The organism is Leptothrix sp. (in: b-proteobacteria) (assembly GCF_965250675.1).
In the GTDB taxonomy this organism is placed as follows: Bacteria; Pseudomonadota; Gammaproteobacteria; order Burkholderiales; family Burkholderiaceae_C; genus Sphaerotilus.
This window is the reverse complement of sequence record NZ_CBDFPH010000011.1, coordinates 323805-338863: the sequence shown is the minus strand read 5'-3', so window position 1 is coordinate 338863 and position 15059 is coordinate 323805. Positions and strand designations below refer to the sequence as shown.

Sequence of the window (15059 nt, the reverse complement as noted above, 5' to 3'; positions counted from 1 at the left end):
CATGAAGATCCAACTGCGCTACTTCGCTTCGCTGCGCGAAGCCCTGGGTTCCGGTGAGGCGCTCGACGTGGCCGCTGGCACCACGGTCGGCACGCTGCGCGACACGCTGATCGCCCGGGGCGAGCCTTACGCCGCTGCGCTGGCGCGGGGTCGGGCGCTGCGCGCTGCGCTCAACCAGACGCTGTGCGCGGAAGCGGCCGAGCTGACCGACGGCGCCGAAGTCGCCTTCTTCCCGCCCGTCACCGGAGGCTGACATGAGCGCTGCTGCGGCCCGCCCCTCGCACGCTACCCGCGTCACCATCCAGACCGAAGACTTCGACCTGTCGGCCGAGGTCGCCGCGCTGCGCGCTCATGATGCGGGTGTGGGCGCGGTCGTCAGTTTCATCGGCACGGTGCGCGACCGCACCGGCGATGCGGGCGGCATCTCGGCGATGGAGCTGGAGCACTACCCCGGCATGACCGAGCGCAGCATCGAGGCCATGATCGACATGGCCCAGCAGCGCTTCGACATCCGCGCCGCGCGCGTCATCCACCGCGTCGGGCCGCTGCTGCCGCTCGACCAGATCGTGCTGGTGGTGGTGACCTCCGCGCACCGGGGCCAGGCCTTCCAGGCCTGCGAGTTCCTGATGGACTACCTCAAGACCCAGGCGCCGTTCTGGAAGAAGGAAACCACGCCGGAAGGCGCCCGCTGGGTCGACGCCCGCGTCAGTGATGACGCCGCGCTGCAGCGTTGGGGCATCGCCTCGGCCAACCAGGTCTGAGCGGCCATGAGTGCCTTGATCCAGGCCATGGCGGTCGGTGTCGGTGCGGCGGCCGGCGCCTTGGTGCGCTGGCAAGCGGGCTCGCGGCTCGGGCTGATTGCCGGCTGGCCGGCGGGCACGCTGGCCGTCAACCTGGGCGGCGGGCTGCTGATCGGGCTGGCGCTGGCGTGGTTTCGGCTCCACCCGGACCAGCAGGTCTGGCGCCTGCTGGCCATCACCGGTTTTCTGGGCGGGCTGACGACGTTCTCGGCCTTCTCGGGTGAGTCGCTCGGCCTGCTGCTGTCGGGCCGCTACGGCCTGGCGCTGGCGCACACGCTGGCGCATGTGGTGGGCGCGCTGGGTTGTGCCGCACTGGGGCATGCGCTGGGGCGGTGGTTCTGGCCCGGGACCTTGGTTTGATCTGAATTAAACCGCCCGCCACTTGAGTGGCGATGCTGGGCTTGAAATGGCGTGTGCTCGCCTCAACTCCTCGCCAACCCGGAGGTTTCAACCCATGCGACTCGACAAACTCACGACTGCCTTTCAACAAGCCCTGGCTGACGCGCAAAGTCTGGCCGTGGCGCGTGACAACGCCTACATCGAGCCCGTCCATGTGCTGGCGGCGATGCTGGCCCAGCCGGACGGGCCGCGCGCCTTGCTCGACCGTGCCGGCGCCAACACCACGGCGCTGAAGACGGCGGCCGACCTGCTCATCAAGGGCCTGCCGAGCGTGCAGGGCGGCGGGCCGGTGCAGCCGGGGCGCGACCTGACCACGCTGCTGCAGGCGACCGACAAGGAGGCCATGCAGCGCGGTGACCAGTTCATCGCCAGCGAGCTGTTCCTGCTGGCGCTGGCCGAGGCCAAGACCGATCTGGGCGCGACGGTGCGCGGCCACGGCCTGACGCGCAAGGCGCTCGAAGCCGCAGTGGACGCGGTGCGCGGCGGCCAGAAGGTCGACAACCCCGAGGCCGAAGGCCAGCGCGAGGCGCTCAAAAAATACACGCTCGACCTGACCGAGCGCGCACGGCAAGGCAAGCTCGACCCGGTGATCGGCCGCGACGACGAGATCCGCCGCGCCATCCAGGTGCTGCAGCGCCGCACCAAGAACAACCCGGTGCTGATCGGCGAGCCGGGTGTGGGCAAGACGGCGATCGTCGAAGGCCTGGCGCAGCGCATCGTCAACGGCGAGGTGCCCGACACCCTGCGCGACAAGCGCGTGCTGGTGCTCGACATGGCCGGCCTGCTGGCGGGCGCCAAGTTCCGCGGCGAGTTCGAGGAGCGCCTCAAGGCGGTGCTCAAGGAAGTGGCGCTGGACGAGGGCCGCATCATCCTGTTCATTGACGAGCTGCACACCATGGTCGGCGCCGGCAAGGCCGAGGGTGCGATGGACGCGGGCAACATGCTCAAGCCCGCGCTGGCGCGGGGCGAGTTGCATTGCATCGGCGCGACCACGCTGAACGAATACCGCAAGTACGTCGAGAAGGACGCCGCGCTGGAGCGCCGCTTCCAGAAGGTGCTGGTCGACGAGCCGACGGTCGAGGCCACCATCGCCATCCTGCGCGGCCTGCAGGAAAAGTACGAGATCCACCACGGCGTGGAGATCACCGACCCGGCCATCGTCGCTGCGGCCGAGTTGAGCCACCGCTACATCACCGACCGCTTTCTGCCCGACAAGGCCATCGACTTGATCGACGAGGCGGCGGCCAAGATCAAGATCGAGATCGACTCCAAGCCCGAGGTGATGGACAAGCTCGACCGCCGGCTGATCCAACTCAAGATCGAGCGCGAGGCGGTGCGCAAGGAACGCGACGAGGCCTCGATCAAGCGCATGGGCCTGATCGAGGAAGAGATCGTCAAGCTCGAGCGCGACTACGCCGATCTGGAGGAAATCTGGAAGGTGGAGAAGGCCGCAGCGCAGGGCTCGGCGCAGGTCAAGGAGCAGATCGAGCAGATCAAGCACCAGATCGAGGAATTCAAGCGCCGTGGCGACTTCAACAAGGTGGCTGAGTTGCAGTACGGCAAGCTGCCGGACCTGGAAAAGCGCCTGCACGAGGCGCAGGCCAAGGAGGCGGGCAAGGCCAAGTCGGGCAAGGAGGGCGGCACGCCGCAGCTGCTGCGCACGATGGTGGGCGCCGAGGAAATCGCCGAGGTGGTGTCGCGCGCGACGGGCATTCCGGTCTCCAAGCTGATGCAGGGCGAGCGCGACAAGCTGCTGCAGATGGAGGCCAAGCTGCACGACCGCGTGGTGGGCCAGGACGAGGCGATCCTGGCGGTGGCCAACTCGATCCGCCGCTCCCGCGCGGGCCTCTCCGACCCGAACCGGCCGCTGGGCAGCTTCCTGTTCCTGGGCCCCACCGGCGTGGGCAAGACCGAGCTGTGCAAGGCGCTGGCAGGCTTCCTGTTCGACAGCGAGGACCACATGATCCGCGTCGACATGAGCGAGTTCATGGAGAAGCACTCGGTCAGCCGGCTGATCGGGGCGCCGCCGGGCTATGTCGGCTACGACGAAGGCGGCACGCTGACCGAGGCCGTGCGCCGCAAGCCTTACAGCGTGCTGCTGCTCGACGAGGTCGAGAAAGCGCACCCGGATGTCTTCAACGTGCTGCTGCAGGTGTTGGACGATGGCCGGCTGACCGATGGCCAGGGCCGCACGGTCGACTTCAAGAACACCGTGATCGTGATGACCAGCAACCTGGGTTCGCACCTGATCATGTCGATGGCGGGGCAGGACACCGAGCTGATCCGCGAGGCGGTGTGGGGCGAGGTCAAGAGCCACTTCCGGCCCGAGTTCCTGAACCGCATCGACGAGACGGTGGTGTTCCACGCGCTCGACGAGGCCAACATCCAGTCGATTGCCAAGATCCAGCTGAAGATTCTGGAAGCGCGGCTGGCCAAGATGGACATGGGGCTGGATGTGTCGCCCGAGGCGCTGGCCGAGCTGGCCAAGGTCGGCTTCGACCCGGCATTTGGCGCGCGGCCGCTCAAGCGCGCGATTCAGCACCGCATCGAGAACCCGCTGTCACGGCTGATCCTGGAAGGCCGCTTCGGCCCGAAGGATGTGATTCCGGTGGGCGTGTCGGCCACAGGCGACTTCGAGTTCGGGCGCACGGTGCATTGAACCGAGGCACCACGCCACCGGCCCGGGCTTTCAGCGGGCCGGTGGCAGGCCGGGGCTGTGCACGGCGGCATCCAGCGCCATCAGGCGTGGGCGCAGTTGCGGCCAGTCGGCGGTCTTGGGGCTGAAGATCAGGTGCAGCGCCACGCCGGGGTGCGAGGCCAGCAGGCGCAAGCCCAGCGCCTGGCTGTCGCCCATGACCAGCAGCTCTTCGACCCGGTCATGCAGGCCCAGGTGCTTGCGGCTGGTGGCGGCGGCCGTCAGCAGCAGGGTGCCACGCCGGGCCAGGTCGGCCGGGACCGCCGTCTGCCCGGCCTGGGCCAGCACGCGGCTGGTGGCGACTTCAAAGACGCACACGGCTTGTACGCCGGGCAGGGCAGCGGCTTCACGCGCCAGGCGCTTGAGCGGTGCTTCTGGCGGAGTGTGCCGGTTGCGGTGGCCGGGCATGGCCTGCAGGTCGGGGCGTGCCGGGGCCAGTTCGGTCAGCAGCGCCGCGCCCTGGCCGTCAGGGTGCAGGCTGTTCTGCAGCTGGTTCCAGGTCTTGCTGAGGTGCGACCAGGCTTCCAGCGGCTTCTGCACCAGCGGCGCCACGCTGATGGGCAGGCCCGAGCCGGCGCCCAGCCCGGCCGAGAGGTTGGCCAGCGCGTGCGCGGTGGTGGCCGACAGCGGCATCAGCTGCAGCTGCAGCGCCTGCCATTCGGGGCTGAAGATGAGCTGGCGCAGCGGCTGCAGCTGCTCGGTCAGGGCGTGTGCCGGCAGATCGCCCACCATGGCGACGACCAGGCTGGCGTGGCAGAGCAGCACGCGGCCGATGGCCAGGCGGGTGGCGGTGTCGGACTCGGCGTCGGTGCCGTAGAAGCGCACGCTGATGCCCGCTGCGCTGGGGCAGTCGACAAACTCGACCGTGGCCAGCGTGGTGCCGTAGCTGTGGCGGCGGATCACCAACCGCTGCAGCGGCTGGCCGGCGGCGGCGGCCACCGCGCGCAGCAGCTTGGCCGAGGCGTGGCTGGCGACGTCGTGCAGCGCCACATAGGCCGGGCGCAGGTGCTCCAGCTGCTGCACCAGCGCCTCGGCCGGCTCGCAGGACACGAACAGTTCGCGCACATGCGGACCCACGGCCTGGCCGATGTCGCCGGTCTCGGCTGCGGCGGCCGACGGATCGTCCGGATGGCGCTGCACCTGCGTGTTGTACTGGGTGTCGTGCGCGGGGGCGCCTGGCGGAACCGTGATCGGTTCGTCCGGATGGAGCGCTCGTTGCATGCGTGGGGCCTCAGCGGGGGCGCTGCCCGGCGTTTTCGCCCGAGGACAGCGGATGGGCGACTGTGCGCCAGGGTTTGGGTTCATCCTATCATCGCCCGTTTTGACGGCCCGACGCCATGCCCAGCCAGACACAGAATCCGAACTCGCCCGAATCGGCGTCCGCCGACATGCTGCCGGTGGTGATCATCGGCGCGGGGTTGGCGGGCCTCACGGTCGCCCTGCACCTGGCTGCGACCACGCCGGTCATCGTGCTGGCCAAGCGCCATCTGGACGAAGCCGCCACCGCCTGGGCGCAGGGCGGCATCGTCGGCGTGCTGGGCAGCGACGACAGCGTCGAGAGCCACGTGCGCGACACGCAGGAAGCCGGCGCCGGCCTGGTCGACGAGCACACCGCCCGCTTCATCGCCGAGAGCAGCGCCCGCGCCATCGAGTGGCTGGTGTCGCAAGGCGTGGCGTTCTCGCCCGACCCCGAAGGCCCGCTCGGCCTGCACCTCACGCGCGAAGGTGGCCACGCCGTGCGCCGCATCGCCCACGCGGCGGACGCCACCGGCAAGGCCATCCACGACGCGCTGCTGGCCGAGGTCAAGTGCCACCCCAACATCAGCCTGCGCGAGCGCTGGATGGCGGTCGACCTGGTGACCTCGCGCCACATCAAGCGCGACGAGGCGCCGCGTTGCTACGGCGTCTACGCGCTCGACATCGACACCCAGCGCGTCGAAACCCTGGCCGCCAGCGCCGTGGTGCTGGCCAGCGGCGGTGCCGGCAAGGTCTACCGCTACACCACCAACCCGGATACATCGACCGGCGACGGCATCGCGATGGCCTGGCGGGCGGGTTGCCGGGTCGGCAACATGGAATTCATCCAGTTCCACCCGACCTGCCTGTACCACCCGCAGGACCGCAGCTTCCTGATCACCGAAGCGCTGCGCGGTGAAGGCGCCTACCTGAAACTGCCCTCCACGGATGGCACGGGTCCCGGCCGGCGCTTCATGCCCGACCATGACGAGCGGGCCGAACTGGCGCCGCGCGACGTGGTGGCACGCGCCATCGACTTCGAGATGAAGAAGCATGGCCTCGATCACGTGTGGCTCGACGCCACGCACCTGGGTGAAGCCTTCCTGAAAGAGCATTTTCCGACCATCCATGCGCGCTGCCTGGCGCTGGGCATCGACATCGCCCGCCAGCCCATCCCCGTGGTGCCGGCGGCGCACTACACCTGCGGCGGCGTGGTCACCGACCTGAACGGCCGCACCGACCTGCCGGGCCTGTTCGCGGTGGGCGAGACCACCTATACCGGCCTGCACGGCGCCAACCGGCTGGCGAGCAATTCACTGCTCGAATGCGTGGTGCTGGGCCGCACCTGCGCCGACACCATCACCGCGCGTCTGCCAGCCGAGCGCCCGCAGCTGCCGGCCTGGGATGAAAGCCAGGTCGAGAATGCCGACGAGCAGGTTGTGATCGCCCACAACTGGGACGAGTTGCGGCTGGTGATGTGGAACTACGTCGGCATCGTGCGCACCACGCGCCGGCTGGAGCGGGCGTTGCACCGCATCCACCTGCTGCGCGGCGAGATCGACGACTACTACGCCAACTTCCGCGTCAACCGCGACCTGCTGGAGTTGCGCAACCTGGTCGACTGCGCCGAGCTGATCGTGCGCTCGGCCCTGCTGCGCCACGAGAGCCGTGGCCTGCACTTCAGCCGCGATTTCCCCGACACGCTGCCGGTGAGCTTCCCGACCGTGCTGGTGCGCGAGGCGCGCAGCCGACCTCACAACCCCGGCCGCGCCGGCCTGCGCACGCGGCTGGCCGATGTGACGGCCTGGAGTCTTTGACGTCGGAGCGAGTCGTGGCTTGAGAGGCGTGGCGCTCTAGCGCCGCGCCCGCATCGCCAGCCGCGCCTGCACAAATTCGAAGGCGAAGCTGACGGCGTCGCTGATGGTCTGCTCCATCGACAGGCGCTCTTTCTCGGTCAGGTAGAACGACAGGTCGACCGAGTGGCGGATGTAGCGCGCCCCCAGCCGGTTGAGGGCCACGCAGGCCACGTCGGGCAGCGTTTCCTCGCCAAGGTAGGGGTACTGGGGCGCCAGCCGGGCGACGGCGTCAAACACCGGTCGCTCGTAGTGGTTGTGCACGGAGCTGAAATCTGAGCTCATGGTCGACAAGTCCTGCAGGGAAGTTCCCTGGGTTTTCGGTCAGTCCCTGCCGAACTTGAACAATCACGCAAATCAGCGGGTCAAGATTCAGGCTGCGCCGATCTTCGGCACGAAGCCGCCCGCCGGGGCGCTCAGGGCCGCCGGGTTCCGGGTGACGAAATCCAGCATGCGGTTGATGCAGCCTTCGGCCTTGACGCGGGTGGCTTCCTCGACCTGAATCTCGCCGTGGCCTTGGCCCAGGCGCTCCAGGCAATCGATCACGCCCTGCAGCGCGTTCATCGCCATCCACGGGCAGTGCGCGCAGCTCTTGCAGGTGGCGCTGTTGCCGGCGGTGGGCGCCTCGAACAGCGTCTTGGTGGGCGCGGCCTGGCGCATGCGGTGGAACATGCCGTTGTCGGTGGCGACGATGAACTCGGGCGCGTCCAGCTCGATCACGGCCTTGAGCAGTTGCGCGGTGGAACCCACCACATCGGCCTGCTCGACCACGGCCTGCGGCGACTCCGGGTGCACCAGCACCTTGGCCAGCGGATGCTCGCGCCTGAGCAGTTCCAGCTCCAGGCCCTTGAACTCGTTGTGCACGATGCAGTCACCCTGCCACATCAGCATGTCGGCGCCTGTCTGGCGCTGCACGTAGTTGCCGAGGTGGCGGTCGGGCGCCCAGAGGATTTTCTTGCCCTGGTCGTGCAGGTGCTGGACGATGGCCAGCGCGCAGGAACTGGTGACCATCCAGTCGGCGCGCGCTTTCACTGCCGCGCTGGTGTTGGCGTAGACCACCACGGTGCGGTCGGGGTGGGCGTCGCAGAAGGCGTTGAAGGCGTCGGCGGGGCAGCCGAGGTCGAGCGAGCAGGTGGCGTCCAGGTCGGGCATCAGCACGCGCTTGTGCGGGCTGAGGATCTTGGCGCTCTCGCCCATGAAGCGTACGCCGGCGACGATGAGCGTCTGCGCGGCGTGGTCGCGGCCGAAGCGGGCCATCTCCAGGCTGTCGGAGACGCAGCCACCGGTCTCCATCGCCAAATCCTGCAGGTCGCCGTCGACGTAGTAATGCGCCACCAGCACGGCCTGGTGCTGGAGGAGCAGGTCGCGGGCGCGGCTTTTGAGCTGCTGGCGCTGGTCGGGCGTCAGCGGCTCGGGCACCTTGGCCCAGGCGTGGGCGATGCAGGCGGCGCCGCTGGCGTCTTGTTGCTGGTAGTCGAACTGGACGGAGGTCATGGTCAGGCTGTTCTGCAGGTTCAGAGGAAGTTGTTGCGCGCCACGGCCAGTTGCCAGCGGGCGGCCGCGAGGTCACCGAACTCCCGGTCCACCGCCGCCAGCAGGCATAGGCCGGGATAGCTGCGGATCGGCAGCAGCAGGTGGTGGCGCTGGCCGCTGGCCCAGTCCAGCTCGTGCAGGGTTTCCGTGCCGGGCAGGGCGCTGTAGGCGCTCCAGAGCTGGGTGGCGGCGTGGGCGCACAGCTGGGTCAGCGGCAGCGCGCCGTGGTGGGCCAGCAGGCTGCCGTCGCGGCAGTCCAGCACGGCAGCCACGGTGACGCCCGGCGCCATGGCGACCAGCGCCAGCGCCTGCTGGCAGGTCTCGGCGCTCGGGCGGGGGCTGTCGCTGCCCGAGCCTGGCGCGGGGCCGGTCTTGCCCGAGTGGGCGGGGTTGCTCTCCGCTGAATTGCGGGGTGCTTTGTGTCGTGTCACAGGGTTCTCCGAGGCCGTGTTCTGGGCGTCATTGTCCGGGATCGTTGTGTCGTCGGCTGGTGCCGCCGTCGCCGTGGCCTGCACTGGGGGATGGATCAGATTCTGCAGCCACGGCCAGGGGCTGATCGCCGGGTCAGGCGCGGGTGTCTCGATGATCCGGCTGCGCAGGCCCTTGGGCCAGGGCGCACGCAGCAGCCGGCGCATGACGACATCGCCGCCGGCCTCGCCGGTCAGCAGCAGTGCGTGGTCGGCCTGCGCCAGCAGTGTCAGGGCGATGTGGGTGGCTTGCGCATCGGTGACAGCGGCATGAACCTGCAGCAGGCCGATCAGCCCGGAGCTGTCGTGGGGCTTGTCGCCCACGTCTGCCGAGACCACGGTGTACTTGATCACGGCCAGCGGCACGGCATCGTCGGTGCGGAACAGGCGCACCTCATCCAGGCGGGCCGGGGGGGCATGCTGGGCGTCGGTGGCCATGCGCGCCAGGTTCAGTTCATGGCCGCTGCGGCTGATGTCCCAGGCGACGATGACGCGCTTCGGCGGCGAGGCTTCGCGGCTGAACAGCAGTTCGGGGCGCGGCGCGCTGGGCCAGGCGTCGCTGGTGCGCAGTTCGCGGACGGTATGGGCAATGGAGTTCGGCACGGTCGGGGTGGGCAGCCGTCTTTCAGCGCAGGGTGAGTTGCGCTTCCATGATGCGGTAGCGCGTCACGGCCAGGTTGCTGCGCAGCTTGTCGAGCACCGCCAGGATCAGCAGGTCCGGCCGGGCCTGCACGCCCCGCAGCACGTGATAGCGGCTGCCGGCAGTGACCATGACCTCATCGACCGTGTCGCTGCCCTGGCCGTGGCCGAGGTGGCGCAAGGTGTTGCGGTGCAGGCGCAGCAGGTCGGCGGCGGCGGTGGCGGCGCGCTCGATGTCCAGGCCGCGGCTGGGGCTGTAGACGACCTGGCCGGTGCGCACATCCACCAGCGCGGTGAAGATCACCCCGTCCAGTCCCATCAGCTCCTGCAGCGCAGCCTCGGCACCGGCCGAATCCGCCAGGCGTGAGGCGGACTCGGCGGGCGCTTCGGCGCTGGGCGCGCCCGGATAGGCTGACGCGGCCGACGGGTAGGCCGAGGAATGGGACGCGCCCGCAGGCAGCAGGTTGTTGGTATGCACACTGCGCACTGTAGGCGCTGGGCTGAGTTCGGGGGGATGCGTATCCGCAAAGGCCGACACCAGATCCCAGCCACTGGCACGCGCAGCCTCCGTCCCGCCAAAGGGTTGGGGCGTGGCGCTGATCGTCAAAAGGGCGCTGCCTGACTTGGGCTGCAGCATCTGGGTCCAGTGCCCCAGCAGCTTGTTCCAGATGACGCTGGCGCCACTCAGCGGCTCGGCGGCGGTGCGTACGCTCAGCCCGATGGGCCAGACCACCGCATCGACCTTGCTGGCAATCCAGCCCGCGCCGACCGGAATCAGGATCAACAGGCAAGGGCAGCGCCAGTGCGGGCTGACCACCGCGCGGCGCAACTGGGCCAGCCACTCGTCGATCACCGACGGCCCCTGAGCCCCGATCACCATCACCGACAGGTCGGCGTGCTCCATCAGCGCGGCCTGGATCGCCAGGCTGTTGGGCAAGCTGGCCTGCACCTGGGCGTGATAGACCTTGAGCGTGTCGTCGGCGCGGCGGGTCAGCCGGGTGCGGGCGATGGTGGCGAGCACCTGCATGCTGACCTGATCGCGCAGGTGCAGCCGCTCGACCGGGCCGCCGCTGGCGTCCGACAGCGCCGACAGCACGGCGGGCGCCCAGGTCGCCTCCGGGTCGTGCAGGGCGATGGTGCGGGTGCCGGGCTGGGCGCGGTCGCGGATGCTGGAGAAATGCGCCCGCATGGCCTGGGCAGGCGAGCCGCTCACGAACAGGTCGCGCTGCGTCTGGCTCGCACCGTGCGTGGGCAGCGGCGCTGGGCGGGTGTCGTCCTGGCCGGTCAACTCGGATCGATCCATCAAGGCTGTGGCCACGAATTCCGGCGCCGCCTGGTGGCGCGACAACGTGTCACGCGCGTCCCGCGTTTCACGCAGTGGCAAGAGGTCACCAAACAGGCTTTTGAGCATCGTCGAATCCAGGGACGGCAGAACGGGGCAGACCCCAACAGGGCCAGACAGGTCAAAGGCAAACTTTACTTGAGCCGCGCACCTCCTTGGATCCCCGATACAGATCGACACCTTGAGACCCTGGCGACCGGTCGGGTCACAATCTTGCGATGAACCGGAATCTGCTGCTGCATTTGCGAACCTTGCGAGCCTTTGGCGTCTTTCTTCTTGGCCTGGCCCGAACGGCCTTCCTGTCGAGCCTGGGGGCTGTGCTGGTGATGTCAGCCGCCGTCGGCGCCGAGGATTACCTGCCGCCCGAGCAGGCCTTTCGCCTGAGCGCCCGTGCCTCCGACGGCCAGACCCTGGAATTGCGCTACGACATCGCCCCCGGCTACTACATGTACCGCGAACGCTTTGCGGTGGCTGCGCTGCCCGCCGAAGCGGCGCTGGGCGCGGCGGGCTATCCCGCCGGCCAGGTCAAGTTCGACGAGACCTTCCAGAAAGACGTCGAAACCTACCGCGACACCTTGCTGATCCCGGTGCCGGTCATGGGCGCGCCTGCCGAATTCCGCGTCAACGTGACCAGCCAGGGCTGTGCCGATGCGGGCCTGTGCTATCCGCCCCAGACCCACGCGCTGCGCATTCGCATGGCCGGTGGGGCGATGGAGCGCGTCACCCTGCTGAGCGAGGCCGAGGCGGCAAGCTGGCAACCGGGTGCGGGTGCGGGTGCGGGTGCGGGTGCGGGTGCGCCGGCCACCGCCGAGCTGCCTTCGACGGCTCTTCCGGGCATTGACTCGGCGCTGCGCTCGGGCAACGGCTTGACGGTGGTGGGCGTGTTCCTGCTGGCGGGCCTGCTGCTGTCGTTCACGCCCTGTGTATTGCCGATGGTGCCGATCCTGTCGTCGATCATCGTCGGCCAGGGCGAGAGCGTTTCGCGCTGGCGCGGCCTGAGCCTGTCGCTGGCCTACGCGCTGGGCATGGCGCTGGTCTACACCGCGCTGGGCGTGGCCGCCGGGCTGGCGGGCGAAGGGCTGGCCGCCACGCTGCAGCAGCCCTGGGTGCTGGCGCTGTTCGCGCTGCTGCTGCTGGGCATGTCGCTGTCGATGTTCGGCTATTACGAGCTGCAGCTGCCCGCCGCGCTGCAGAGCCGGCTGTCGGCGCACTCCAACCGCTTCAACGGCGGCCGCCACGGCGCGGTGATGCTGATGGGCGGCGTCTCGGCGCTGATCGTCGGCCCCTGCGTGGCCGCGCCGCTGGCCGGCGCGCTGCTCTACATCAGCCAGACGCGCGACGTGGTGCTGGGCGGCACGGCGCTGTTCGCGCTGGCCTGCGGCATGAGCGTGCCGCTGCTGCTGGTCGGCGTGTCGGCGGGCTCGCTGCTGCCGCGGGCCGGGGTGTGGATGGAGTCGGTCAAGCGCTGTTTTGGCGTGTTGCTGATCGGCGTGGCGATCTGGATGGTCAGCCCCGTGCTGCCGGTGGCCGTGCAGATGCTGGCCTGGGGTGCGCTGGCGCTGGGCTGCGCGGTGTTCCTGCAGGCCTTCGAGCGCCTGTCCGACCACGCCCGCGGCCATGTGCGGCTGTTCAAGGCACTGGGCGTGCTGCTGGCGCTGGTGGGCGCGGCGCAGGTGGTGGGGGCGCTGTCGGGCTCGCGCTCGGTGCTGCAGCCGTTGGGGGCCATCAGCATGGGCGGCGTGGCGCGGGCCGAGTCTTCGGGTGTCTCCTTTCAGCGCGTCCGGAGCGTGGCCGAACTGGACGCCGCCGTGCGCAGCGCGGGGCGCCCCGTGATGCTGGATTTCTACGCCGACTGGTGCGTGTCGTGCAAGGAATACGAGCAGTTCACCTTCACCGACCCCGCCGTGCGCGCCAAGCTTGCGGGCGCCCTGCTGCTGCAGGCCGACGTGACCGCCAACAACGCCGACGACCGCGCGCTGCTGCAGCGCTTCCAGCTGTTCGGTCCGCCCGGCATCATCTTCTTCGACGCGCGCGGCCAGGAGCAGAGCGCCGCCCGCGTCATCGGCTTCCAGCGTGCGCCCGACTTCGTGCGCAGCCTGAGCGCTGCCGGTCTTTGAAGCGATCGGATGGATTCGACCTGTCCGCCCTGTTTTTTGTCAACTTCAATCCACGCCATGAACTTCACCCCACCTTCGACCTGTGACCTGTGCGACACCCACAAGAGCGACAGCAGCGGCGACTTCCGCGTGCTGCCACCGGTGTTCCGGGCGTTCGGCGGCCGCGCGGCCTTTGCCGGCACGGTGGTCACGGTCAAGTGCTTTGAGGACAACACCTCCGTCAAGGCCCTGCTTGAAGGCCCTGGCCTCGGCCGGGTGCTGGTGGTGGATGGCGCCGGCTCGCTGCGCCGCGCGCTGATCGGCGGCAACATCGCCGCCGCCGCCGCGCGCAACGGCTGGGCCGGCGTGGTGGTGGACGGCTGCGTACGCGACGTGGCCGAACTGGCCGCCTGCGACGTCGGCCTGCGCGCACTGGCTGCCATGCCGCTGCCCACCGAACGCCGCGCCGCCGGCCTGGTCGACGTGCCGGTGCAGGTGCAGGGCGTGCGGATCCAGCCGGGCGACTGGCTGTGCGCCGATGCCGATGGCATCGTCGTCATGCCTCACGCGCCGACCTGATCGGTTGCGCGCGGATATTTCGCGCTGATTTGCATTTGAACGGGCTGATCTCACTCAAGGTCGCTGTGGCGAGGTCGATATACGGTTTGTCGCTTTGCGCATGCCGTTTCGGTGTGGGCCGGCGCCCTGGGAGTCCGCCACATGCATCCATTCCACGTTTTGCCCCGTTCCGCTGCACCGCTGCCGTTTGTGCAGTCGGGTGCGATGTTGAGCGAGTTCGCTCCGGCGCCGCTGGCCGCAGCGCGGCTGACGGACCCGCGCCTGGCGGATCTGGTGGAAGACATCGGCATTCCGCCGCAGCCCGAGTTGCTGGCGCGGCTGCACCAGGAGTTGAGCCGGCCAGCGCCGCGCCTGGACATGCTGGTGCAACTGGCGTCCTACGACGTGGCGGTGGCCGCCGCCCTGCTGCGGGTGGCCAACGCGCCGCTGCCGGGCGTGCCACGCGGGCCGGGCACCCTGCGTGCGGCGTTCGAGCGGCTGGGCGCCGAGCGCTGCATTGCCATCCTGGGTGCGCTGGTGCTGCGCCAGGTCCTGCCCGCGCATGGTCCGACGCTGGAACGCTTCTGGGACGTGGCCCAGCGCCGCGGCCTGGCCATGGCGTGGCTGGCACGCCGGCACGGCCTGATCGAGCCCGATGTCGCACACACGCTGGGCCTGTTCTGCGACGTGGGCATTGCCGTGCTGTTGCAGAACTGCCATACGCCGAGTTACCGCGTCACGCTGGCCGAGGCCAACCTGGGCCACCGGCCGTTTACCGAGATCGAGCGCAGCCGCCACGGCACCGATCACGCCCAGGTGGGTGCCGAGTTGGCGCGCAGCTGGGGTGTGAGCGATGAAATCGCCCAGGCGGTGGCGCTGCACCACGACTATCCGCGCGTGTTCGGCGGCTCGGTGGCGCCACGCCTGCGTGTGCTGGTGGCGCTGGTGCTGGTGGCCGACCACATCATCCAGCGCGAAGCCGGCCTGAACCGCCACCGTGAATGGCAGCGCGGTGGCCGCCAGGCCCTGCATGCGCTGGGCCTGAGCGAGAGCGAGTTCGAAGCCTGGGCCGACGAAGTGCAGGCCCAGCTCGCGTTGAGCTTCTGACGCCCGACCTTCAGGTCACCACGCGGAGCCAGGCACGCCCGGCGCCGCGCAGCCGGCGGGCCTCTTCCAGCTGCGCCTCGTCCTGAGGTTGCTGCGGTGGCTGCGCTTGCAGCGCCAGGGCGTCGATCTGCAGGATGGACTGATGCACCTGATCGATGCCGTCCAGAATCTCCTGCAGCGTCTTGCTGGCCTGGGCGACGAGTTGCGCGCCCGGATCAGCCGGTACGGCTGAGGGGCCGGACGGCGTGCTGATCGGGTGGCACAGGCTGCATTGACGCAGAAATTCACTCATGTCTCGCTCCAAGGCAGGTTGCTGCCAGAGGATCGCACCGTT

General features: G+C 69.4%; 14 protein-coding genes. 8 read left to right on the top strand and 6 right to left on the bottom strand.

Translation table 11 applies throughout. From position 1 onward, the window contains the following. Position 1 precedes the first annotated feature (1 nt). From moaD to clpB, 4 genes are all read left to right on the top strand, one after another. Positions 2-253, top strand: a complete 252-nt coding sequence (gene moaD / locus AC5IG3_RS16115; protein WP_491907309.1) for a molybdopterin converting factor subunit 1 — start codon at positions 2-4, stop codon at positions 251-253. Between the two features lies 1 nt (position 254). Then, complete coding sequence (locus tag AC5IG3_RS16110; protein ID WP_491907308.1) at positions 255-761, top strand: molybdenum cofactor biosynthesis protein MoaE; 507 nt, start codon at positions 255-257, stop codon at positions 759-761. Between the two features lie 6 nt (positions 762-767). Then, positions 768-1160 carry a CrcB family protein gene (locus tag AC5IG3_RS16105; protein WP_491907307.1) on the top strand — a complete coding sequence of 131 codons (393 nt, stop codon included), beginning with the start codon at positions 768-770 and terminating at the stop codon, positions 1158-1160. Between the two features lie 94 nt (positions 1161-1254). Beyond that, positions 1255-3858 carry an ATP-dependent chaperone ClpB gene (gene clpB / locus AC5IG3_RS16100; RefSeq protein WP_491907306.1) on the top strand — a complete coding sequence of 868 codons (2604 nt, stop codon included), beginning with the start codon at positions 1255-1257 and terminating at the stop codon, positions 3856-3858. Positions 3859-3888: 30 nt separating this feature from the next. Here clpB and AC5IG3_RS16095 read toward each other — a convergent pair whose 3' ends face one another. Continuing rightward, positions 3889-5115, bottom strand: coding sequence for a hypothetical protein (locus AC5IG3_RS16095; protein WP_491907305.1), 1227 nt, complete (start codon positions 5113-5115; stop codon positions 3889-3891). A 116-nt stretch (positions 5116-5231) separates the two neighbouring features. Here AC5IG3_RS16095 and nadB point away from each other — a divergent pair, with 116 nt between their 5' ends. Further along, complete coding sequence (nadB, locus tag AC5IG3_RS16090) at positions 5232-6947, top strand: L-aspartate oxidase (protein WP_491907304.1); 1716 nt, start codon at positions 5232-5234, stop codon at positions 6945-6947. Positions 6948-6983: 36 nt separating this feature from the next. Here nadB and AC5IG3_RS16085 read toward each other — a convergent pair whose 3' ends face one another. The 4 genes from AC5IG3_RS16085 to AC5IG3_RS16070 form a co-directional block, all read right to left on the bottom strand. Further along, the gene (locus AC5IG3_RS16085) at positions 6984-7268 is read right to left on the bottom strand and encodes a late competence development ComFB family protein (protein ID WP_491907303.1); all 285 of its coding nucleotides are present in this window, start codon (positions 7266-7268) and stop codon (positions 6984-6986) included. Between the two features lie 87 nt (positions 7269-7355). Next, positions 7356-8477 (bottom strand): quinolinate synthase NadA, encoded by a 1122-nt coding sequence (nadA, locus tag AC5IG3_RS16080; protein ID WP_491907302.1) that lies wholly within the window; start codon positions 8475-8477, stop codon positions 7356-7358. Between the two features lie 20 nt (positions 8478-8497). After that, a complete protein-coding gene (locus AC5IG3_RS16075) occupies positions 8498-9586 on the bottom strand; it encodes a hypothetical protein (protein ID WP_491907301.1) in 1089 nt (362 codons plus the stop codon). A 22-nt stretch (positions 9587-9608) separates the two neighbouring features. Continuing rightward, positions 9609-11033 carry a roadblock/LC7 domain-containing protein gene (locus AC5IG3_RS16070; protein WP_491907300.1) on the bottom strand — a complete coding sequence of 475 codons (1425 nt, stop codon included), beginning with the start codon at positions 11031-11033 and terminating at the stop codon, positions 9609-9611. A 149-nt stretch (positions 11034-11182) separates the two neighbouring features. Here AC5IG3_RS16070 and dsbD point away from each other — a divergent pair, with 149 nt between their 5' ends. The 3 genes from dsbD to AC5IG3_RS16055 all read left to right on the top strand — a co-directional run bounded on the left by dsbD (position 11183) and on the right by AC5IG3_RS16055 (position 14725). Next, a complete protein-coding gene (gene dsbD, locus AC5IG3_RS16065) occupies positions 11183-13081 on the top strand; it encodes a protein-disulfide reductase DsbD (protein WP_491907299.1) in 1899 nt (632 codons plus the stop codon). 57 nt (positions 13082-13138) lie between these two features. After that, the gene (gene rraA / locus AC5IG3_RS16060) at positions 13139-13639 is read left to right on the top strand and encodes a ribonuclease E activity regulator RraA (RefSeq protein ID WP_491907298.1); all 501 of its coding nucleotides are present in this window, start codon (positions 13139-13141) and stop codon (positions 13637-13639) included. Positions 13640-13780: 141 nt separating this feature from the next. Beyond that, on the top strand, positions 13781-14725 hold the full coding sequence (locus tag AC5IG3_RS16055) for an HDOD domain-containing protein (protein WP_491907297.1): 945 nt from the start codon (positions 13781-13783) through the stop codon (positions 14723-14725). 10 nt (positions 14726-14735) lie between these two features. Here AC5IG3_RS16055 and AC5IG3_RS16050 read toward each other — a convergent pair whose 3' ends face one another. Beyond that, positions 14736-15017 carry a hypothetical protein gene (locus AC5IG3_RS16050; protein WP_491907296.1) on the bottom strand — a complete coding sequence of 94 codons (282 nt, stop codon included), beginning with the start codon at positions 15015-15017 and terminating at the stop codon, positions 14736-14738. Positions 15018-15059 lie beyond the last annotated feature (42 nt).